This is a genomic window from Clostridium algidicarnis, from assembly GCF_000703125.1.
GTDB classification, from domain to species: domain Bacteria; phylum Bacillota; class Clostridia; order Clostridiales; family Clostridiaceae; genus Clostridium_L; species Clostridium_L algidicarnis.
The window spans coordinates 2,430,142-2,450,947 of sequence record NZ_JNLN01000001.1; the positions used below are offsets into that span (position 1 = coordinate 2,430,142).

A 20,806-nucleotide genomic window follows, 5' to 3' on the forward strand; every position below is an offset into this window, starting at 1 on the left:
GAAATAATGGTTTATGTAGTAGGCATTGGACCAGGTCATAAGGATTATATATTACCAAAGGCCATAAAGGTTTTAAATGAAAGTGATATTATAATAGGCTTTAGTAGGGCATTAGACGGTATAGATGTTTCAAAAGATAAAAAGATTGGTATAAAGTCTTTAAGTGAAGTTTTAGATATTCTAGAAAAGTATCATGGCAAAAACATATCTATAATTGCCTCAGGAGACCCTTGTTTTTATGGAATAAGTGACTTTATAAATAGAAGCTATAAAGGTCAAGTTGAAATAATTACTGGTATTAGCTCCTTTCAATACTTTGCATCAAAAATTAATAAAGCCTTAGATCACGCGTACTTAGGAAGCGTTCATGGAAGAGAAGAGGATTTTATAAATAAGGTTAAAGAAAATAATCGTTCCTTTTGGTTAACAGATAGGAATAATACTCCTTCTACTTTATGTAAAAAGCTTAATGACAATAATATTAAATCAAAGGTTTATGTGGGTGAGGATCTTTCCTATGATAATGAGGTTATAACTATAGATTATAATTATAATTTACTAGATAAAGAGTTTTCTTCTCTATGTGTGATAATGGTAGAATCATTTTAGGAGGATTAAAATATGGAATTTATAAAAGATGAAGAATTTTTAAGAGGCGATTGCCCTATGACAAAAGAAGAGATAAGAATATTAAGCATAGCAAAGCTAGATATTAACGAAGAACATAGGGTTTTAGATATAGGTGCTGGTACAGGCAGTGTTACCATTCAAGCAGCTAAAATGTGCCCAAAAGGACAAGTTATAGGTATAGAGAAAGATCCAGTAGCTTTAGAGGTTATATATAAGAATATAGATAAATTTAAAGCTTCAAATATAAAAATTGTAGAAGGTGAAGCTCTTAAGGCTTTTAATGATATAAAAGGAGAGTTTGATAGAATATTTATAGGTGGTAGTGGCGGAAACATTGAAGAGATTATAATAAATTATTCAGCATTACTTAAAGAAGATGGTAAGATGGTTTTAAACTTTATAACTATAGATAATTTATACAAATCAATGAGTACCTTAAGATCTTTAGGGTTTAAGGTGGAGTGTAGTCAAATATCTGTAAGTAAGACTAAGGGAAAAGCTTCTATGTTATTTGCAAATAACCCTATTTTCATATTAGAGGCTACAAGATAAAGTGTAATTAAGATTTTTAGGAGGAAAGAGTATGGCTAAATTGTATGGGGTTGGAGTAGGACCTGGAGATAAAGAGCTACTTACTATAAAAGCTATGAATATTATTAAAAATGCAAAAGTTATTGTAGTTCCAAGTGCCATGTCTAGTGGTAAAAGCATAGCTCATGAAGTTGCTGAAGATTACATAAATGAAGATGCAGAAGTTTTGGTAAAACATTTTCCTATGGGATCAAAGGATCAAGAAGAAAAGATTTATGAGGCCTTTAAATCTATTGAAGAAAAGCTTATAGAAGGTAAGGACGTAGTTTTTTTAACTATAGGGGACCCTTTTGTATATAGCACTTATATATATTTATTAAAGTATGTAGAAGAAAAGGGGTATGAAACTGAGACTGTACCTGGAATAACATCTTTTTGTGCTTGTGCAAGCATTGCAAAACAGCCTTTGGTAATTGGTGATGAGCCACTTTTAATATTACCGGCCAATAGATTAGACGCTATAAAAGATGAAAAGTATATAGTTATAATGAAGGTTTATAAGATAGAAGAAGAAGTTATAAACCTTTTAGAAGAAAAAGGTTATGATTATGTATACATAAAAAGAGCTGGAAGAGAAGGGCAAACTGTTCTTAAAGATAAGGCTGAGATATTAAAACAAAAAGAATATATGTCATTAATAATTGCAAACAAAATATAATTTAAAAGGAGAAAATAATATGGTTTATTTTATTGGCGCAGGCCCTGGAGATGTGGATCTTATAACTGTAAAGGGAAGAGAAATACTTTCAAAAGCAGATGTGGTAATATATGCAGGATCTCTTGTGAATTCCGAGCATTTAAAGTTTTGCAAGGAAGGTTCGAAGATATATAACTCAGCTTCTATGACCTTACCTGAGGTTATTGAAGTTATTAGAGAGTTTCATGGAGAGGATAAAACAATCGTAAGGCTTCATACAGGGGACCCAGCTATATATGGAGCTATAAAAGAGCAGATGGATGAGCTTGAAAAGTATGATATTGAGTATAAAGTTATACCAGGAGTAAGCTCTTTTTCAGCGGCAGCCGCAGCTATAAAAAAAGAATTTACATTACCATCTGTAAGTCAAACCGTTATATTAACAAGGGTTGAGGGAAGGACTCCAGTTCCAGCTAACCAAGACTTAGAAATACTTGCAAGGACTAATGCTTCTATGGCAATATTCCTTTCTATATCTATGATAGATAAGGTAGTAGCTAAACTTAAGAAAGGTTATGGCAGGGGAGATGTGCCTATTGCAGTAGTGGAAAGAGCTACATGGGAAGATGAAAGAATTTTGCTTGGAACGTTAGACAATATATCAGAAAAGGTTAAAGAAGCTAATATAGTTAAATGTGCACAAATTTTAGTTGGTGATTTTATAGATTGTGATTATGAAAAGAGTCTTCTTTATGATGAGAGTTTTTCTCATATGTATAGAAAGGGAAAATAATGAAACTTGCTATAATAACTTTTACATCTAAGGGAAAAGCTATTGTAAATAAGTTGAAAGATCATATATCATTAGATCATTATTATAAAAAGGGTGAAGAAGATTTTGATGTTTATAAATTAACTAAAACATTGATGCAAGATTATGAAGGTATAGTATTTATAGGTGCTATAGGTATTGCAGTAAGGGCAATAGCACCTAATATTACAACTAAGGATAAGGATCCAGCGGTGGTAGTAGTAGATAATGCAGGTAAATATGTAATAAGTATTTTAAGTGGACACTTAGGTGGAGCTAATGATCTTTGTATAACACTTGCAGAAATATTAAAAGCAGAACCTATAATAACTACAGCAACTGATAACTTAGGAAAAGTAGCTCCTGACACCATTGCTAAAAATAACAACTTAGTTATTGAAGATTTAGACAAAGCTAAGGTTATATCCTCCTTACTAGTAGAGGATAAGAAGGTATACTTTAAAGATGAAAGATCTTTTATAGATATGCCTAAAGGATACACAAAAGATTTATTACAAAGCCTAGGGTCTGTTATTATAACTAATAAAAATAAAGTGGAATCATATAATAAGCCTTGTTTAAAGCTTATAAGACGGGATATAGTTTTAGGAATTGGCTGTAAAAAGGATTATGATCCTAAAGAGATGATAGATAAAGTTTTAGAAAAATTAGAGCATTATAATATTGATAAAAGAGCAGTAAGATATATATCTACAGTGGAAGTGAAAAAGAATGAACTTGCAATAAATCATTTAGGTAAAGAGCTCAAATGTGATATTAAAATATTTACCTTAGAGGAAATAAAAAAGGTTCATCGTAAATATCCTGGTAGTGATTTTGTAGAAAAAACAATTGGAGTTAGATCTGTAGCGGAACCTGTGGTAGAGCTTACAGGAGCTACAGCCTTTACAAAAAGATTATCCTTAGAGGGTATGACCTTATGCATAGGAGAATTGGAGGGATAGTGTAATGATAGGATTAATTTTAGGCACTTCTGAAGGAAAGAAATTATTATCTTTAATAAATAAGTATACGGAAGATATATTTGTGTCTACGGCTACTGAATATGGTGGCGAATTATTAAAGGAATATAAGTATAAACATATAAACACTAAACCTTTAGATAAAGATAAGCTTGAAGCTATGATGATAAAATATAATATAAAAATATTAATAGATGCTTCACATCCTTATGCTGAGGTAGTTACGAAAAATGCTATGGAAGTTTGTGAAAAGCAAAATATAACTTATATAAGGTATGAGAGAAAATCTACAATAGATAAATATAAAGATTATCATAAGCTTATATTAGTAGAGGACTATCAAATATTAGAAGAAGAACTAAAGTATTTAAAGGGAAACATATTAAATACAACGGGAAGTAGAAATGTAAATAAGTTTACCTCAATGAATATAGAAAATAGGATAATTCATAGAGTGTTACCTACTATAGAATCTATAGATATTTGTTTAAAGTCAGGAGCTACTGTAGAGAATATAATCGCTATAAAAGGACCCTTAGATAAAGCTTTAAATAAAGCTTTTATAGAGGCCTTTGACGCTAAAATTATAGTTATGAAGGATAGTGGAGTTCAAGGTGGAACTATAGAAAAGATAGAAGCTGCAATAGAACTAGATTTATGGGTTGTTGTTATAGGGCGTAAAGACAAACCCACTGGTATTTGTTTTAATGATGAGACTAAGCTTTCAGAGTACCTAAGCTCTATTCTATAGGAGTATTTATGAATTATGTAAGCAAATATCCTGGTAGCCTTGGGGAAATATTCCAAGGAAAGATGAAAGATAGAGATTTGCTCTTATCCTTTCCTTGTGATATTTATACTGAGGTTACCTTAAAAGAAGAAAAAAGAAAAGATTTAGATAATAATAATAATAAATGCTATGAATTTTTAAAAGCTGCCCTTAAAATTTGGGGATATGAAAGGTTTTATGAAGACTTTATAATAGACATTAAATCAGATATACCAAGAGGAAAAGGATTTGCTAGTAGCACTGCAGATATATGTGCCTTATATAATTCTTTATTAAAGTGTTTTAACAAAAGCTTTTCGGAGGAAGAACTTATAAAGTTAGCTGTATCTATAGAGCCTACAGATAGTATAATATTTGAAAAGGCTACATTATTTCAATATAAAGATGGCAAATTTTCTTTAGAACTTGGGAATTATATGGAGTTTTATGTTATGGTATATGAAGGGAAAAGATTAATAAATACCATAGATTTTAATAAAACATCAATAGGTGATTTAGCTAAATTAGATTATTTAGAAAAAGACCTAATGGAAGCCTTTAATAAGAAAAGTATTAGAAAGTTAGCAAAAGTAAGTACAGATAGTATTGTTTTAAATGAAGGAAGACTTCATTACTCCATTTTAAATGATGTTATTAAAATATGTGAAGACACTAAAGGACTTGGGATAATAGGGGGTCATAGTGGAGATATTTTAGGCATAATATATGAAGATGAAGAAGGTCTTAAAAAAGGTTTAGACTTAAATATAAAGATTAAAGATTATAGATGTTATGGAATAAAGACGTTAGATTCTATTGATAGATATAGAAAGAAGGGATAAGTATGAAAAAGTTATATGTAATTGGAATGGGCCCAGGGGGAATTGAACATATGTCAATAAAGGCACGAAAATCCTTAGAGGAAAGTGAAGTTATTGTAGGTTATGTAAAATACATAGATATGATTAAGTCCTTAATTGAAGGTAAAGAAGTTTATGCAACAGGAATGAAGGGCGAAGAGGAAAGATGTAAGCAAGCTTTAAGTATGGCAGAAAGTAAGACTGTGTCTATAGTTAGTACTGGAGATGCCGGAATATATGGTATGGCTGGACTTATACTAGAGTTATGTAAAGAAGAAGATATGGATAGTGTAGAGGTTGTACCAGGTATAACAGCGGCTTCAGCTGCTGCATCTATGGTAGGCGCACCTTTAATGCATGATAATTGCAATATTAGTTTAAGTGATCTTATGACACCATATTCACTAATTAAAAAAAGAGTAGAACTTGCTGCAAATGCAGACTTTGTAATTTCATTATATAATCCTAAAAGTAAGGGGAGACCAAATTATCTAAGAGAATGTATAGATATAATAAAGACTTTTAGAAAAGGAAGTACACCTGTAGCTATTGTGAAAAATGCTCTTAGAGATGGTGAAGAAAAGGAGATATTTACCTTAGATACTTTCGAAGATACTAATGTAGATATGTTTACTATTGTAATTATAGGAAATAGTGAAAGTTATATAAAGGGAGATAAGTTTCTTACACCTAGAGGATATCTGAGTAGATAGGTAGAATAGTTTATAGGATATAATTAAAAATTTAATAAAAGTTTAGGTGCCTTTTTTAGTAAAGGTGAAAAGGGAATGTGGTAAAAGCCACAGCAGCCCCCGCTACTGTATTTGAGTACAAACCTTACATGCCACTTCTTTAAATGAGGGAAGGGTAAGGGGAGGATGATTCATAAGCCAGGAGACCTGCCTAAACAAATAAACAAACTTTCGGAGGGAAGGTATTAGAAAAATCAAAGTAATTAATGATTTTGTATACTAATGACGCCCTTAGGGCGTCATTTTTTGTATAAATATAAATTTAATAGGAGGAAAAGAAATGAAGAAAAAGAGTGTTTTTATCTTATCGTTACTAATGTTTTTGGGAGGTACCTATATGGCAAATGCAATGCATATTGTAGAAGGATTTTTAAGTCCTTTATGGTGTGTGGTTTACTTTGCATTAAGTGCACCATTTTTCATACTAGGGCTCAGGGATATAAAAAGTAAAACAAAAGATAACAAAGATTTAAAGATGTTATTAGCCTTAGTTGCAGCCTATGCATTTGTACTGTCAGCAATGAAGCTACCGTCAGTTAGTGGTAGTAGTTCTCATCCTACAGGTACAGGACTTGGAGCTATCTTATTTGGACCTTATGTTATGAGTGTTGTTGGAAGTATAGTATTACTGTTCCAAGCAATATTTTTAGCACATGGTGGTATTACAACTTTAGGTGCTAACGTATTTTCTATGGGTATTGTAGGACCTATAATATCTTATGTTATTTATAGAGCACTAAAAAATAAGAATAAAAGATTAGCTGTGTTTTTAGCAGCAGCCTTAGGAGATTTAGTCACATATATAGTTACCTCATTACAACTAGGACTAGCATTCCCAGCCACAGATGGCGGAGTTTTAGCCTCTTTTATAAAGTTTATAGGAATATTTGCTATAACACAAATTCCACTTGCTGTAATAGAAGGAATTTTAACTGTTGGTATATTTGAATTCATTGAAAAGCATTCTAAAGAAGAATTAATATCATTAGGCGGGGTGAAATAATATGAAAAAGAAAATGATAACTATGATAGTTTTATGCTTCATCATAATAGTAGGAGCACTTGTAATTGGAAGAAATGGTGAATTTGAAGGGGCTGATTCTATGGCTGAAGAGGCTATAATGGAAATAGATGCTTCTTATGAACCATGGTTTAGCCATATATGGGAGCCACCATCAGGGGAAATAGAAAGCTTCTTATTTGCATTACAAGCAGCTGCAGGTGCTGGATTCATAGGTTACTATATTGGTAGAAAAACTGTATGCTCAAAGAAGTAATACTTCTTTCTAAAGTCAATGATAAATCAATAGTAAATCCTTTAGAAAAGATATTTATATCATTAGGTGCTATTATAATTTTAGGATTTAGCAAAAGCTATTTACCAATAATAATAAACATAATATTTTTTGGATTTATGCATTTTAAAAATAAGCATTATTTTAATATAGTAATGAAATTTTCATTAGGTACAGCAGCATTTGCTTTAATTTCGTCCATAACCTTTTTCTTTGATTATGGGGCTAAAGCTACCTTTTTAATAATAGCTAAGTCTTTTTCTGGTGGGCTTTGTGTAGGTTATTTATCACTTACCACCCCTATGGATGATATTTTGAATCTGCTTCATAAATCTAAATACTTACAGGACTTTTGTGATATAGCAAAAAGTATGGAAAGATTTATATTACTTTTAGAAGAGGAACTTATTATAATGACTAGTTCAGTTAAAAGTAGAAATGGATTTGATACCTTTAATCTTAAAATTAAAAATAGCGCTAAAATAGCTGGATTACTTTTTGTAAACACACTTAGAAGGTGGAATAATATAAAGGATGCTATAAATAGCAGATGTTATAATGGAACTTTAAATTATACCGCAAATTACAATAAGATTAATGTTAAGCATATGTTATTTATAGGTATGTATTTACTTTTTGTAAGTGTAATTATGATTATTTAATATTAAAAGGCTTAAAAGATATAATATATTTTTTAAGCCTTTTAGTTTTTAAAAAAGGGTTTTGTATAATTATAACTATGTAAAAATATTTTTTTCTGCTATACTAAACAGAATATAGTGTAAATGTATTAAATATAATGAAGACTTTTAGTATTAATCTTAAATTAAGATTGATATTAAAAGTTATTATTCTGAGAGAAAAGGTGAATTAATGAATATACTTAAGGGCAAAATAGCAGTAGTAACAGGATCTTCAAAAGGTATAGGAAGAGCTATAGCTAAAAAACTTGCTACAGAAGGGGCCTTAGTTGTAGTGAATTATAAGAGTGATGATGCTTCAGCTATGAATGTGGTAGATGAAATAAAAGATGCAGGTGGGTATGCAATTAAATATAAGGCAGATGTATCAAAATATGATGAGGCTAAGATACTTATAGAAGATACTTTTAAGACTTTCGGAAAGATAGATATACTAGTAAATAATGCTGGAATTTCTAAGGTGGGATTATTTACGGATATGGAAGAATGTGACTGGGATTCTTTAATAAATACAAATCTAAAAGGAATGTTTAATACTTGTCATACAGCTGTAAAGTATATGATAGGTGAAAAGTCTGGTAGTATTATAAATATATCTTCTATATGGGGAAATGTTGGGGCATCTTGTGAAGTTATTTACTCAGCTTCAAAGGGTGGTGTTAACTCTTTTACTAAAGCATTAGCTAAGGAGCTCGCACCATCTAATATAAGGATAAATGCTATATCACCAGGGGTTATAAAGACCACAATGAATAATTGGCTTACAGAAGAAGAAATAATTGCTTTAAAAGAGGATATACCAATGGGTGAATTTGGAGAACAAGAAGATGTAGCTAATCTAGCATGTTTTTTATGTTCTGATGAATCAAAATATATTACAGGCCAAATAATAACCTTAGATGGAGGCCTTGTATAAATTTATATAAACAATGGCTGATATTTATATAAATATGTATGATTATGATAAAAGATAAGAAGCCTTTAGTAAAATAAGGCTCCTTATCTTTCATTTTTAATATTCACTTTATGTGGTATATACTAATTTATCTTATTTAAAATATCTATTTAATAATCCTTTAAATGCAGCACCATGTCTAGCTTCATCTTTAGCCATTTCATGAACTGTGTCATGTATTGCATCTAGATTAAGTTTTTTTGCAAGAGTTGCTAAGTCTTTTTTGCCTTGGCAAGCACCGTGTTCTGCATCTACTCTTACTTGAAGATTAGTTTTTGTATCAGCAACAACAACTTCTCCCAATAATTCAGCAAATTTAGCAGCGTGTTCTGCTTCTTCAAAAGCTATTCTTTTGTATGCTTCTGCAACTTCAGGAAATCCTTCTCTGTCAGCTTGACGACTCATAGCAAGGTACATTCCAACTTCGGTACATTCTCCAGTAAAGTTAGCTCTTAAACCTTCAATTATTTCTTGGTCTACATCTTTAGCAATTCCAATTCTATGCTCATCTGCCCAGGACATTTCACCTTCAACTTTTTCTATAAACTTTGAAGCTGGAGCTCCACATTGAGGGCATTTTTCTGGTGCAGTTTCACCTTCGTAAACAAATCCACAAATTGTACAGACAAATTTTTTCATAAAACCATCCTCCTATATTATGTTAATTAATATTATGTCAATATGTTGACAATTATTATTATATAATAGTTACTATATAAAATCAAGATATTTTTGTTAAAACATTAATTAACATTTTATAGAATCTATTTCTAAAGAAAAATAAAAACAAACCCCATCTAATTTATTAAAAGCACCATATACACTGTTATGCTTTTCTAATATATTTTTCACTATGTTAAGACCAAGTCCTGTACCACCTTTAGATCTATCTCTTGACTTGTCAATTTTATAAAATTTATCCCATATATTATTTAGTTCTTCCTTTGGAATATTAGAATTTGTATTAAATACTTCAACAAATAAATAATCCTTAGTCTTATAATCATTATCAATATTCGATTTGTAAGGTTTTTGCTCTATTCTTGAAGATATACTTATACTACCTTTTTCAATAGTGTTTTTTATGGCATTAGATATAAAGTTATTTAAAACTTGTTCAATTCTTATTTTATCACCAATTACTAAATTATCACTAACGTCTACGGCAACATTAATGTTTTTAGTTTCCATTAATCCTTTGAACTTTTTTAAAGCATGATTTATTAAAGGCTTAATATTAAAGGAATCTATATGTAGATTAAAGGAACCAGATTCTAGTTGAGAAAGATCTAGCATGTCATTTAGAAGACTTTCCATATTGTGCGCTTCATCTATTATCACATCAACATAAAAGTCTTTTTGATCTTCTTTTGCTATATTATCTTTTAAACCTTCAGCATACCCTTCTATAAGGCTTATTGGGGTTTTTAGTTCATGAGATACATTAGCTATAAAATCTTTACGCATATTTTCAATACGCTTTTCTTTTTCAATGTCATCCTTAAGTTTATTATTATACTTTTTTAAAGCATTTAATGAATTACTAAGGTTTAAAGATAAAAAGTTTAAAGTTTTTGCAAGATTTCCTATTTCATCTTCCCTATCTACTGTACATTGTTCAGAAAAATCTAGGTTAGCCATTTTAAAGGCAGTTTTATTAATATCTTTTAAAGGTTTTGATATTAAATTTGAATATATAATAGATAGAAATACTATGCCTAAGACACCTAGAAAAAGTGCATAGGGATAAAAGTCCTTTATTACTAAAGAAGCTTCTTTAATGGTTTGAAGAGGTGACACAGAAATTATTATATTATCATTAATACTTTCAAGTGATATTGGGGCTAAGCATACAATATTTTTAATATCTTTATTCTCACTAGCAAATATATTTGCTGTAACCTTACCTTCATTAAGAGTAGAAGAAAAATCTGTGGTCTTAGATGATTTTTTAAAGGCTTCTTTTAGCATCTGAAGGACTATATCATCCATTTGTTTATTAGGATCAGATAAAAACATAATTTCACCCTTATTTGAAAATATAGCAATTTTAGCATTGTTATTTATCTCAAAATCTTGCATACTTTTAAATAATTCTGGCTTATTATCATAATTATAGGAATAAGCTATTTTAAATTTAGTTATTTCTGATTTTAGGGTATTCATTTTTTTATTTATATAAAACTTTTCAAAAAATATAGATTGCAAGGAAAGTATAAGTATTAAAATAATACTTATAAATATAGAGGTTATAACAAATAATCTTAAAGTTAAATTTTTTTTCATATTTTCACCTCAAATTTGTATCCACTTCCTCTTACAGTAGAAATAAAAGAAGATTTTTCTTTTAATTTTTCCCTAAGCCTTTTAATAGTTGTATCTACAGTTCGAGGATCTCCATAATAATCTATGCCCCAAACATTATCTAATATTTTATCTCTACTTAAGGATATACCTTGATTTTGCATTAAATATAACAATAGATTATATTCATTTGGTGTTAGATAAATTTCTTCTTCATTTACATAAACTTCATGTGAAGCTGTATTTATTACTAATCCATGTATGTTCTTATAAGTGATATTATTGTTTTCTAAAGATGTGCTTCTTTTTAATAATGCTTTGGCCTTAGCTACTAATATCTTGGGGCTAAAGGGTTTAGTTACATAATCATCCGCACCAAGATCATAGCCAAGAAGCTTATCATCATCACTAGATCTTGCAGTTAAAATTATTATAGGTATATAGGATATATCCCGAATAGACTTACAAAGGGTAAATCCGTCCATTAGAGGCATCATTAAATCTAAGATAATTAATGAGATACTCTTTTCATCTTTTTTAAAAATATTAAGGGCAGTAATTCCGTTATCAGCTTCTAGTATATTAAAATCCTCTTTCTCGAAATAATCTTTTAAAAGCATTCTCATTCTAATTTCATCTTCAACTATTAAAATTTGTTTTTTCAAAATGGATCCTCCTTTACAGTGGTATTAACATATATTATTATTATACTGTTAACTTAATCTACCTACAAGAATAATGAATTTAATGATAAGTGAGCTTTTTATGTTAAATAAACATGAAATTATAGAGAATTTATAATTTTAATATTCATTCATTATCATTACAAAGAATAATCTTTGCATTACGAAGATAAAAATGAGATAATTTAATTTGACTATAGGAGGTATGCTATGAATAAAGCAAAATTAAATCAAATAATAACGTCTATTGAATCCGCAGATAAATTAGCTTTTAGAGATGCTATGACATATATAGATAATTTAACAAAGCCAATTGGAAGTCTTGGATATATGGAGCTTATGGCTTCTAAAATAGCAAGTATAAAGGGATTTATGCCAAAAGAACTAAAAAATAAAAAAATAATAATTATGTGTTCTGATAATGGTGTTGTAGAAGAAAATATAAGTTCTTGCCCAGAAAAGACCACAGCTTTAGTTACTGAAAATTTTACAAAAGAAATTACAGGAGTTAAAGTTCTCTCAAATTATTATGGGTCAGAACTCACTGTAGTGGATGTTGGAGTAAATCATGATTTTAACAATCCTAAGATAATTAATAAAAAGATAGGTTATGGAACTAAAAATATGATGAAGGGAAGAGCCATGTCTATTGATGAAACTTTAAAAGCTATAGAAATAGGCATGGAAATAGTTGAAGATTTAAAAGATAAGAATGTAGATATAATAGGTACAGGTGAAATGGGCATATGCAATACTGCTACTAGTGCAGCTGTATTTTGTGCATTAACAGATTCAAAGGTTGATAAAATAGTTGGTAAGGGTGGCGGGGTTACAGAACTTCAGTATGAAAATAAAAAGAGAGTAATAAAAAAGGCAATAGAAATAAATGATCCCAATAAAGAAGATGTAATAGATGTATTAAGCAAGGTTGGTGGATATGATATTGCGGCATTGTGTGGATGCTTCTTAGCTGCAGCAAGATATAAGATACCAATAGTTATTGATGGCTTCATATCTTCTGTTGCAGCACTTTGCGCTTATAGGTTAAATCCTTTTTGTAAGGATTATATGTTTCCGTCCCACCTATCAGCAGAACCAGGAGCTTCTTATATAATGCAGGAACTTGGACTTTCACCTATATTGAATTTGAATATGAGACTTGGAGAAGGATCTGCCTGTCCTATAGCTTTTAGCATAATAGAAGCATCTTTATACACAATGAATAATATGGGGACTTTTGAGGCGGCAAATTTAGATAAAAAAAACTATGTAGATATAAGATAGTATTATAAGGAGGCAAATATGGGAAAGATAACTTTAGTAACTGGAGGCAGTAGAAGTGGAAAAAGTACATTTGCAGAAGATATTTTAAAAGAAGAAGATGAAGTATTATATATTGCTACGGCTATAGTAACAGATGATGAGATGAAAGAAAGGATAGATAGGCATCGAGAGTCTAGAAATCATAAATGGACAACTTATGAAGGATTTAAAGATTTACATATAGCAGTTAAAGAAAACAATAAGCCTTATATACTTTTAGATTGCGTAACAGTAATGATGACAAACTTACTTTTTAATAGAGAAGAAAATTTAGAAGAAGATATTTCAAGAGAAACCTTAGATTTAATATATAAGGATATAGAAAATGAATTTAAAATGCTCTTATATGAAGTAAAAAAAGGAAACAGTAATTTAATTATGGTAACTAATGAAGTTGGTATGGGTCTTGTACCAGAATATAAATTAGGAAGAATATTTAGAGATTTTGCTGGCTGGATAAATCAATTTTTAGCTAAAAATAGTGAAGAGGTTTATTTAGTTACTTGTGGAATACCTTTAAAAATAAAATAATAATAGGATGTGTATGACTTTATGGAAGAAGTAAAAAGCTTTTTACTTATGATACAATTTATGACAAGGATACCTATAAATAAAGCTCTTCCTTGTGAAAATAAAAATTTTAAGAAGGCTTCAGCTTATATACCTTTGATTGGTATAATAGTTGGAATGTCACAATTTATAGTTTATAAGTTGTTATTTAATTTAATACCTGCAGAGTTTCTATCTGTAATTATGATAATAGTATATGTATTTATAACAGGTGGATTTCATTTAGATGGCCTTGGAGATACCTGTGATGGCTTTTTTGCATTTAAAGGTGGAAAAGATAAGATATTAGAAATAATGAAGGACAGTAGGGTTGGTACCTATTCTACTATAGCAGTAATTATAGATATTTTAATTAGATATATTGCCTATGTTAAAATAATAAATATAAACTCTGGATATATAATAATTTTAGCACCATTTGTGGGAAGGGTATCTCTTGTACTCTTAGCATATGTAGGCAAGGGTGCTAAAGAAGAAGGATCAGGAAATCTTATTATAAATAATATTTCAAATAGGGAGATGGGCATAATATTTATAATAGTTGCTATATTTTTTTATGTGGCTAGTGGATATTTGCATGTGACTTATGAGATCTTACTTTTTGGTATATCCTGTATAGTTACTTTATTATTTTATAAGCTATGTAAAGATAAAATTGAGGGTATAACGGGAGATAATTTAGGTGCCATTAACGAGATAGTAGAACTAGTAGCTCTAATATTTTTGCTGTCCATATAAAAATGAGGATATTCTGCATTAGAATATCCTCATTTTTATATTTTATGTATCAATGGATTTCAATATTTTTATAATATATGTTTCCAAAAACTATTAAAAAAGATTAAGTAAATACAGATATCTTATTATAGTTCTAATTGCTGGCAAGAATTTAAAGGAGAATTATATTGGGAATTTTTTAGTTCCTGAAATATATAGTTCATACCTTTAATTATCTTATCCTCATTTACATTACACAGGCTTATTCTTAGAGAAGGTACGTGGTTGAATTCTTTAAGATAAAAGTGGGAACCATCTCTAATAGATATATCTTTTGTACTCATTATATTTATAAATTCTTCTATATTAGTATTAGGTAATTTTATTAGAGAGAACATTCCATTGTTTGGAACCCTGTGTTCTAGATTAAAATCTAAAAAGCCTTCTAATTCATGCTTAAGAAGCCTCATTCTACTGCCATAAAAGCTCTTAAGTTTATAAATATAGTTATTATAGTGTCCACTATCTATAAAAGAACTTAACGCTCCTTGCATTGGTACTGTGGAAACTAAATCAAAGCTTACCTTATAATTACTAAACTCATTTATAATTTTTTGAGGTATTATGCAAGCGGCTAATCTTATGCCAGGTATTAAGGTTTTTGAGAAACTTTTAATATATATGACTTTTTCATTTTTATCATATTTATATAGAGCATGACAAGAATCATCATTTAAATCGCTTAAGTAATCATCTTCAACTATATAAACATCATACTTATTTGCAAGATATACAATTTGCTTTTTATCATCCTCAGATAAAGAAGTACCTAATGGATTGTGCATACGGGGCATAGTGTAGAAAAATTTAATTTTTTTAGTTTTAAATATGTACTCTAGTTTATTTAAATCTATACCATTAAAATCTCGCTCTATTCCAATAACATTAAATTTATTAATATCAAGCCATTTTAAAAATATATTATATGTAGGTTGTTCTACTAAAATAGACTCTTTATCTTGGCCTAAATTTAAAACAGATAATATTGAAAGAGCTTGCTGGGCTCCAGAGGTAATAAAAATTTTATCAAGAGAGCAGTCTAAGTTAGATTGTTTAAATAGTGAAAGAACACTTTCTTTTAAAGGTGTAAAACCAGAGGATAAAGAATATCCAAAGATATTATATTTATATTCCCCTATTGCCTTTTCAAATGACTTTTGAAAAGTTTCATAAGGTAAAATTTTGCTATCTGGCTCTCCAGAAGAAAAATCTATATTGTTTGATTCGTTTGTATTATAATATTTCAACTTGTTGTCTACTACAAAGTATCCGCTTTTAGGTAAGGCATATATAAGGTTTTGCTTTTCAAGTTCAGAATAAGCTCTTATAACTGTAGAGTTACTACAACTAAATTTTATAGCAAGAGCTCTTATAGAAGGTAATTTACCATTAAAGTTGCCAATTTCTATTTCATGATTTACGTAGTTTATAATAATTTCGTATTTTGTAATAATACTCACCCATTTCTGTTTATATAAAAATTTTGGAATATAAATATTTTAAAACATATACAGTTTTAAATATATAAATACAGTTTTTATTATTTATAAAGTATATCATATAAAAACAAAGTTTTGTACTAGTGTATAAAAGATTTGTATAGCTACAAACCTTTTTATATAAAAAATAGTTTTTATTAAATTTATTTTAAGTAGTTATATATATATATGTCTAGAAGTTTCATATATTTTTTAAAACTTAAAAGAATAATTATTACTAAAATCTAGTCAGATATATTATAATAAGATAATATGTATATAAAATTAATAAAAATAAAATAAGAATCAGTATATTTTTAAAAACACTAAATTTTATATTAGTTAAGGAGGCACATTATGAGTTTTTACGAAGAGTTAAGTAATTATTATGATACAATATTTGAAAAAAGTGATATGACGTTAAAGTTTTTAACTGAAAATTTAAAAGAAAATTATAGAGCAATAGATTTAGCCTGTGGCAGTGGAACATATGCTATAGAACTTGGGAAAATGAATATAGAAGTTTTAGGTATAGATTTAGATGAAAGTATGATAAATTTATCAAAGGATAAGTCAATAGGTATAGAGAAGGTTAGTTTTATAAATTCTGATATGTTAAATTTAAAAGATATATCTAATATGAAGTATAATAGCATATTTTGTATAGGAAATTCTTTGGTTCATATTACAGATAAAAATAAAATTAAGACTTTATTTAAAGACGTATATAATATGCTGGATGCAGGTGGAGAATTTATTGTACAAATAATAAATTATGATAGAATAATAAAGTATGATATTAACGAATTACCTATAATTAAGAGAGAAGATAAAGGGTTAGAATTTGCAAGAAAATACAAGCACAATGAAAAAAAGAAAATAATAAATTTTAATTCGGAATTAACAATAAAAAAAGATAATGAAAAGATTAGTTATAAAAATAGTGTAGAATTACTTCCAATTATGAAGGAAGAGTTAGAGTATATGCTATTAGATTCAGGATTCAAAAATATAAACTTTTATGGTGGGTTTAATAAGTCGTCTTATACTTATGATTCCTATGCTACAGTAGTAAGAGCAATTAAAGACTAAATATAATAATGATAATAGGGATGGGGAGATATTTTAATGAAAAAACCATTTTTTGATGCTAAAGATACCTTACTTCAAAATGGACTAAGGGTGATTACAATAAAAAAGGATACTCAAATTATGTCTATACAAGTAGGGGTAAGAATTGGGTCCATGTATGAATCTATAGAGGAAAAAGGCATCTCTCATTTTATTGAGCACATGTTGTTTAAAGGAACTAAATTTAGAGATAATGAAACACTAAATAATGACTTAGAGTTCTTAGGTGGAGAATATAATGCTTATACGGATTATAAATCTACAGTTTATAGTATAAGTGCTTTAGAAGAAGAAATTACAAATTCTTTAGATTTATTATCAGATATGGTTATGAATTCTACATTTCCTTTAGATGAAATAGAAAGAGAAAGAGGAGTAATACTATCTGAGATTAAAGGTTCATTAGATGATGTTGAAAATTTATCCTTCAAAAAGTTAAATGAAATAGCATTTGATAATAGTCCACTTAAGTGGGAAGTTAGTGGTGATGAAAAAAACATTAATTCTTTTAATAGAGAGGATCTTATAGACTTTTATAATAAATTTTATACACCTAAAAATGCTATTATAGTTATGGTGTCATCTTTGCCCCATGAAGAAGCATTAGAAAAGATAGCTAATAAATTTTTAGATTGGGAAGGGATTAATGTAGAAAAAAAAGTTGTATTAGTAGAAAATAATAAGCCTATAATAAAGACAACTATTAAAAAGGATTTAGAACAAAGTTCTATAGCGTACTTATATACATTTCATGATTTACCAAAGGAAAAAGAACTTTCTTTAAAAATATTAAATCATAAGCTTGGTGAAAGTTCTAATTCTATTTTATTTAGGGAACTTAGAGAAAAACTTGGATTAGCCTATGATGCATATACGGATTTAGATATGACGTCAAAGATAAGAACTATGTGCATTTATACCTCAGTATCAGAAGAAAATATTGATAAGGCTATAACAACAATTGATAAATGTATAGAAGATATTAAAAATAAAAGGATAAAAATTAATGACAATACCGTAAAACTTATGAGTAAAGTTCATAAAACAGCAGTAGTGTCTACAATAGAGGATTCTATGGATCTTGGAAGCTATGTACTGTTTCAAGCGCTAGAAGAAGATAATATACAAAGATATTTAGAAGATATGGATGCTTTAGAGAAGATAAATAAAGAAAGCATATATGAGGTAGCTAATATAGTATTAAAAAATCCGACTATACACATATTAAAAAATGAAAAAGAATAAGGTGAATTAAACAAATGGAAGGTAAAATAACTTCGATTCAAGTGCAAAGTAGAAATAAAGATAGGGTTAATATATTTGTAGATGAAGAATTTGCATTAGCCTGCTTTGCAGAGGTTGTATATAAACAAAACATAAAAAAAGGTGATAGAATTAACCTAGAACAGTTAAATGAAATATTATTAAAAGAAGAGTTTTCTAAGGCTAAAAACTATGCATTAAGGCTAGTAGAAAAAGGATTAAAACCAGAAAAGGCTGTAAGAGACAAACTTTTCAAAAAGGAATATAGTAAAGAAACAATAGATAAGGTAATAGAATTTTTAAAAGATTATACACTTATTGATGATAAAAGATACGCACAGGGGTATGCAAAAGAAAAGATAAAGTCTAACGGAAAAAATAAAATAAAGTATGGGCTTTTAAGTAAAGGAATTAAAAAAGATGTAATAGAAGTTGTTCTTCAAGATATTTATGATGAAGATAAAGATAGAGAAATAGCAGAAAAGATTGCAGTTAAAAAGTTTAATTTAATATCCAAAAGAGAAACCGATAAATATAAAATCAAAGGAAAGCTATACCAGTTCCTAATAGGAAAAGGATACTCAAGTGAATGTATTAAATTTGTAATAGAAAATATATTTAAGGATAATAGTTTATAAAAGGAGATAACCTTATGTTGAAAAATCCAATTACACTGCTAATTGTCCTAATATTTTTATATCCTGTTGTAAAAGGGGTAATATTTAAGGTCAATTACGAAAATTTAAAATCTGATTTAAAAAACATGGAAAAGACAATATCCTTTTTGATTTGTTTTCCTATTTGGGTGAATGTTAGAGATATTATAAATAAATTTATGAATACAGTAATTACAAAGCTACCTTATAATATAACTTATTATATTGATAAATATAGTAAGTTATATTCCATAATAGTTTTTCTGATTAGTATATTTTTAATTTATAAGTTTCAAATGCTTATTTATAATATTATAAATAAAATAATATTTAATCCTATAATTATATCTTTAAAAGATAAGGAAGGCTATAGAAAGTCATGGGTTAATAGATTGATAGCTATGATAATATCAATACCTAAAGGTGTTTTTTATGCTCTTTTAATTACAAGTACTATACATGTTTTATCTTATTTTTATCAAAAGGATAAGTTTCAAGATTATGTACAAAGTTCAAAGTTATATAATGATATAAATAAAAAAACATTAGAACCTGTTATAAATTCAAAGTTTTTAGGTAAGATTCCAAACACAATAAAGAACTCCTTTAAAGTAGAGGTTAAATATGATGAACCTAATCTTACAAAAGAAAAAGGTGGTAAACCTAATACTTTGGTTTACTATAATGGGGTCACATTAAAAGATGGAATAAAATCTAACGATGCTATAGATGAGTTTTCTGTAAACATTACTAAAGGACACACTTCAGATAAAGCTAAAGCAAAAGTTATATATAATTTCATTGGGACCAATATAGATTATGATTATGAAAAAGCTGATAAAATATATACTAATAATTTTAAAATAGAATCTGGAGCAATACCTACTTATGATACTAAAAAGGGGATATGTTTTGATTTTTCTTGCCTTTTTGTAGCTATGTGTAGAGCTAATAATTTAAAGGTTAGGCTAGTGACTGGGGAAGGCTACAATGGAGTAAATTGGGTAAGTCATTCTTGGAATGAGGTATATATTAAGGAAGAAGATAAGTGGATAAATATAGATACTACTTTTTATAAAGGTGGAAATTATTTTAATAGTAAAAAGTTTGACTTAGACCATAGAGGAGAAAATATAATAGGGGAATGGTAGGGTGTCTTTAGTTATAAAGGCACCCTTGGTTAATCAATATACTTTTTTAAAATACAAGATCATTTAAAGTGAGTATTTAAAATTAAGTTTATGGCTTTATTACAATCTTCATCTTCGTGGTTCATCGCCCAAGAGGTATTAAAATATAATAAGGATTTAGGGGTATTGCCAATCATAGAATAGCAATAGGCAAGATTAAAATAATATTTACTATCTTGCTTTAAAGTAAGGGCGGACTTTAGGTGTAATATTGCTTTTTCGTATTCTTTTAATTTAATAAGACAAACCGCTGAATTATAATGAGCACAAGCCTCATTTTCTTTGTTTTCAATAGCCTTCTTATATAGATTTATTGCTTGCTTGTAGGAGTGGCTGTTGTATAATTCGTTTGCTTTTTGAAAATAACTCATTTTAATCCTCCAAAATATATATTTTAGTGTATATAATAAATTAAAGATTATATTTACATTCTTAACTAATAAATCA

24 protein-coding genes and 1 riboswitch are annotated in these 20,806 nt (G+C 28.5%); of the genes, 19 read left to right on the top strand and 5 right to left on the bottom strand.

Going from position 1 to position 20,806, the window contains the following annotated elements; genetic code table 11:
* Window positions 1–6 precede the first annotated feature (6 nt).
* From cbiE to ymfI, 12 genes are all read left to right on the top strand, one after another.
* The gene (cbiE, locus tag BV55_RS0111550; RefSeq protein WP_029452972.1) at window positions 7–609 is read left to right on the top strand and encodes a precorrin-6y C5,15-methyltransferase (decarboxylating) subunit CbiE; all 603 of its coding nucleotides are present in this window, start codon (window positions 7–9) and stop codon (window positions 607–609) included.
* A 12-nt stretch (window positions 610–621) separates the two neighbouring features.
* Complete coding sequence (gene cbiT / locus BV55_RS0111555; RefSeq protein WP_029452973.1) at window positions 622–1,182, top strand: precorrin-6Y C5,15-methyltransferase (decarboxylating) subunit CbiT; 561 nt, start codon at window positions 622–624, stop codon at window positions 1,180–1,182.
* 31 nt (window positions 1,183–1,213) lie between these two features.
* The gene (locus tag BV55_RS0111560; protein ID WP_029452974.1) at window positions 1,214–1,879 is read left to right on the top strand and encodes a cobalt-factor II C(20)-methyltransferase; all 666 of its coding nucleotides are present in this window, start codon (window positions 1,214–1,216) and stop codon (window positions 1,877–1,879) included.
* 19 nt (window positions 1,880–1,898) lie between these two features.
* Window positions 1,899–2,651, top strand: a complete 753-nt coding sequence (gene cobM, locus BV55_RS0111565; protein WP_029452975.1) for a precorrin-4 C(11)-methyltransferase — start codon at window positions 1,899–1,901, stop codon at window positions 2,649–2,651.
* Window positions 2,651–3,634 carry a cobalt-precorrin 5A hydrolase gene (cbiG, locus tag BV55_RS0111570; RefSeq protein WP_029452976.1) on the top strand — a complete coding sequence of 328 codons (984 nt, stop codon included), beginning with the start codon at window positions 2,651–2,653 and terminating at the stop codon, window positions 3,632–3,634. The genes cobM and cbiG overlap by 1 nt, the downstream gene beginning before the upstream one ends.
* A gap of 4 nt (window positions 3,635–3,638) precedes the next feature.
* Complete coding sequence (locus BV55_RS0111575) at window positions 3,639–4,403, top strand: cobalt-precorrin-6A reductase (protein WP_029452977.1); 765 nt, start codon at window positions 3,639–3,641, stop codon at window positions 4,401–4,403.
* 8 nt (window positions 4,404–4,411) lie between these two features.
* Window positions 4,412–5,263 carry a GHMP family kinase ATP-binding protein gene (locus BV55_RS0111580; RefSeq protein ID WP_029452978.1) on the top strand — a complete coding sequence of 284 codons (852 nt, stop codon included), beginning with the start codon at window positions 4,412–4,414 and terminating at the stop codon, window positions 5,261–5,263.
* A gap of 2 nt (window positions 5,264–5,265) precedes the next feature.
* The gene (cobJ, locus tag BV55_RS0111585; protein ID WP_029452979.1) at window positions 5,266–5,994 is read left to right on the top strand and encodes a precorrin-3B C(17)-methyltransferase; all 729 of its coding nucleotides are present in this window, start codon (window positions 5,266–5,268) and stop codon (window positions 5,992–5,994) included.
* Between the two features lie 27 nt (window positions 5,995–6,021).
* A riboswitch (cobalamin riboswitch) is annotated at window positions 6,022–6,202 on the top strand.
* A 111-nt stretch (window positions 6,203–6,313) separates the two neighbouring features.
* Entirely contained in the window at window positions 6,314–7,036 is a 723-nt protein-coding gene (locus tag BV55_RS0111590; protein ID WP_029452980.1) for an energy-coupling factor ABC transporter permease, read from the top strand.
* Window position 7,037: 1 nt separating this feature from the next.
* Entirely contained in the window at window positions 7,038–7,310 is a 273-nt protein-coding gene (locus BV55_RS0111595; RefSeq protein WP_029452981.1) for an energy-coupling factor ABC transporter substrate-binding protein, read from the top strand.
* The gene (locus tag BV55_RS0111600) at window positions 7,295–7,990 is read left to right on the top strand and encodes a CbiQ family ECF transporter T component (protein ID WP_029452982.1); all 696 of its coding nucleotides are present in this window, start codon (window positions 7,295–7,297) and stop codon (window positions 7,988–7,990) included. The genes BV55_RS0111595 and BV55_RS0111600 overlap by 16 nt, the downstream gene beginning before the upstream one ends.
* Window positions 7,991–8,201: 211 nt before the next feature.
* Window positions 8,202–8,945, top strand: coding sequence for an elongation factor P 5-aminopentanone reductase (gene ymfI / locus BV55_RS0111605; protein WP_029452983.1), 744 nt, complete (start codon window positions 8,202–8,204; stop codon window positions 8,943–8,945).
* 132 nt (window positions 8,946–9,077) lie between these two features.
* Here the strand turns inward: ymfI and BV55_RS0111610 are convergent, their stop codons facing one another.
* From BV55_RS0111610 to BV55_RS0111620, 3 genes are all read right to left on the bottom strand, one after another.
* Window positions 9,078–9,623 carry an NADH peroxidase gene (locus BV55_RS0111610; RefSeq protein ID WP_029452984.1) on the bottom strand — a complete coding sequence of 182 codons (546 nt, stop codon included), beginning with the start codon at window positions 9,621–9,623 and terminating at the stop codon, window positions 9,078–9,080.
* Window positions 9,624–9,731: 108 nt separating this feature from the next.
* Window positions 9,732–11,270, bottom strand: coding sequence for a sensor histidine kinase (locus BV55_RS0111615; RefSeq protein WP_029452985.1), 1,539 nt, complete (start codon window positions 11,268–11,270; stop codon window positions 9,732–9,734).
* Window positions 11,267–11,953 carry a response regulator transcription factor gene (locus BV55_RS0111620; protein WP_029452986.1) on the bottom strand — a complete coding sequence of 229 codons (687 nt, stop codon included), beginning with the start codon at window positions 11,951–11,953 and terminating at the stop codon, window positions 11,267–11,269. Before BV55_RS0111620 ends, BV55_RS0111615 begins: the two co-directional genes overlap by 4 nt.
* A gap of 228 nt (window positions 11,954–12,181) precedes the next feature.
* On the opposite strand from BV55_RS0111620, the gene cobT reads away from it, so the two are divergent.
* The 3 genes from cobT to cobS are packed head-to-tail and all read left to right on the top strand — an operon-like array spanning window position 12,182 to window position 14,602.
* Window positions 12,182–13,255, top strand: coding sequence for a nicotinate-nucleotide--dimethylbenzimidazole phosphoribosyltransferase (gene cobT / locus BV55_RS0111625; RefSeq protein ID WP_029452987.1), 1,074 nt, complete (start codon window positions 12,182–12,184; stop codon window positions 13,253–13,255).
* A gap of 18 nt (window positions 13,256–13,273) precedes the next feature.
* Window positions 13,274–13,825, top strand: a complete 552-nt coding sequence (gene cobU / locus BV55_RS0111630; protein ID WP_029452988.1) for a bifunctional adenosylcobinamide kinase/adenosylcobinamide-phosphate guanylyltransferase — start codon at window positions 13,274–13,276, stop codon at window positions 13,823–13,825.
* A 21-nt stretch (window positions 13,826–13,846) separates the two neighbouring features.
* Window positions 13,847–14,602 (top strand): adenosylcobinamide-GDP ribazoletransferase, encoded by a 756-nt coding sequence (gene cobS, locus BV55_RS0111635; protein WP_029452989.1) that lies wholly within the window; start codon window positions 13,847–13,849, stop codon window positions 14,600–14,602.
* A gap of 125 nt (window positions 14,603–14,727) precedes the next feature.
* Here cobS and BV55_RS0111640 read toward each other — a convergent pair whose 3' ends face one another.
* A complete protein-coding gene (locus tag BV55_RS0111640) occupies window positions 14,728–16,101 on the bottom strand; it encodes an aminotransferase-like domain-containing protein (RefSeq protein WP_051652497.1) in 1,374 nt (457 codons plus the stop codon).
* Between the two features lie 375 nt (window positions 16,102–16,476).
* On the opposite strand from BV55_RS0111640, the gene BV55_RS0111645 reads away from it, so the two are divergent.
* The 4 genes from BV55_RS0111645 to BV55_RS0111660 are packed head-to-tail and all read left to right on the top strand — an operon-like array spanning window position 16,477 to window position 20,320.
* Complete coding sequence (locus tag BV55_RS0111645; RefSeq protein WP_029452991.1) at window positions 16,477–17,211, top strand: class I SAM-dependent methyltransferase; 735 nt, start codon at window positions 16,477–16,479, stop codon at window positions 17,209–17,211.
* Window positions 17,212–17,247: 36 nt separating this feature from the next.
* On the top strand, window positions 17,248–18,495 hold the full coding sequence (locus BV55_RS0111650; RefSeq protein WP_029452992.1) for a M16 family metallopeptidase: 1,248 nt from the start codon (window positions 17,248–17,250) through the stop codon (window positions 18,493–18,495).
* 14 nt (window positions 18,496–18,509) lie between these two features.
* Window positions 18,510–19,151: a recombination regulator RecX gene (gene recX, locus BV55_RS0111655; protein ID WP_029452993.1), complete on the top strand. Its 642-nt coding sequence runs from the start codon at window positions 18,510–18,512 to the stop codon at window positions 19,149–19,151.
* 14 nt (window positions 19,152–19,165) lie between these two features.
* Window positions 19,166–20,320: a transglutaminase-like domain-containing protein gene (locus tag BV55_RS0111660; RefSeq protein WP_029452994.1), complete on the top strand. Its 1,155-nt coding sequence runs from the start codon at window positions 19,166–19,168 to the stop codon at window positions 20,318–20,320.
* A gap of 59 nt (window positions 20,321–20,379) precedes the next feature.
* Here BV55_RS0111660 and BV55_RS0111665 read toward each other — a convergent pair whose 3' ends face one another.
* Window positions 20,380–20,730 (bottom strand): tetratricopeptide repeat protein, encoded by a 351-nt coding sequence (locus BV55_RS0111665; RefSeq protein WP_029452995.1) that lies wholly within the window; start codon window positions 20,728–20,730, stop codon window positions 20,380–20,382.
* Window positions 20,731–20,806: the final 76 nt, after the last annotated feature.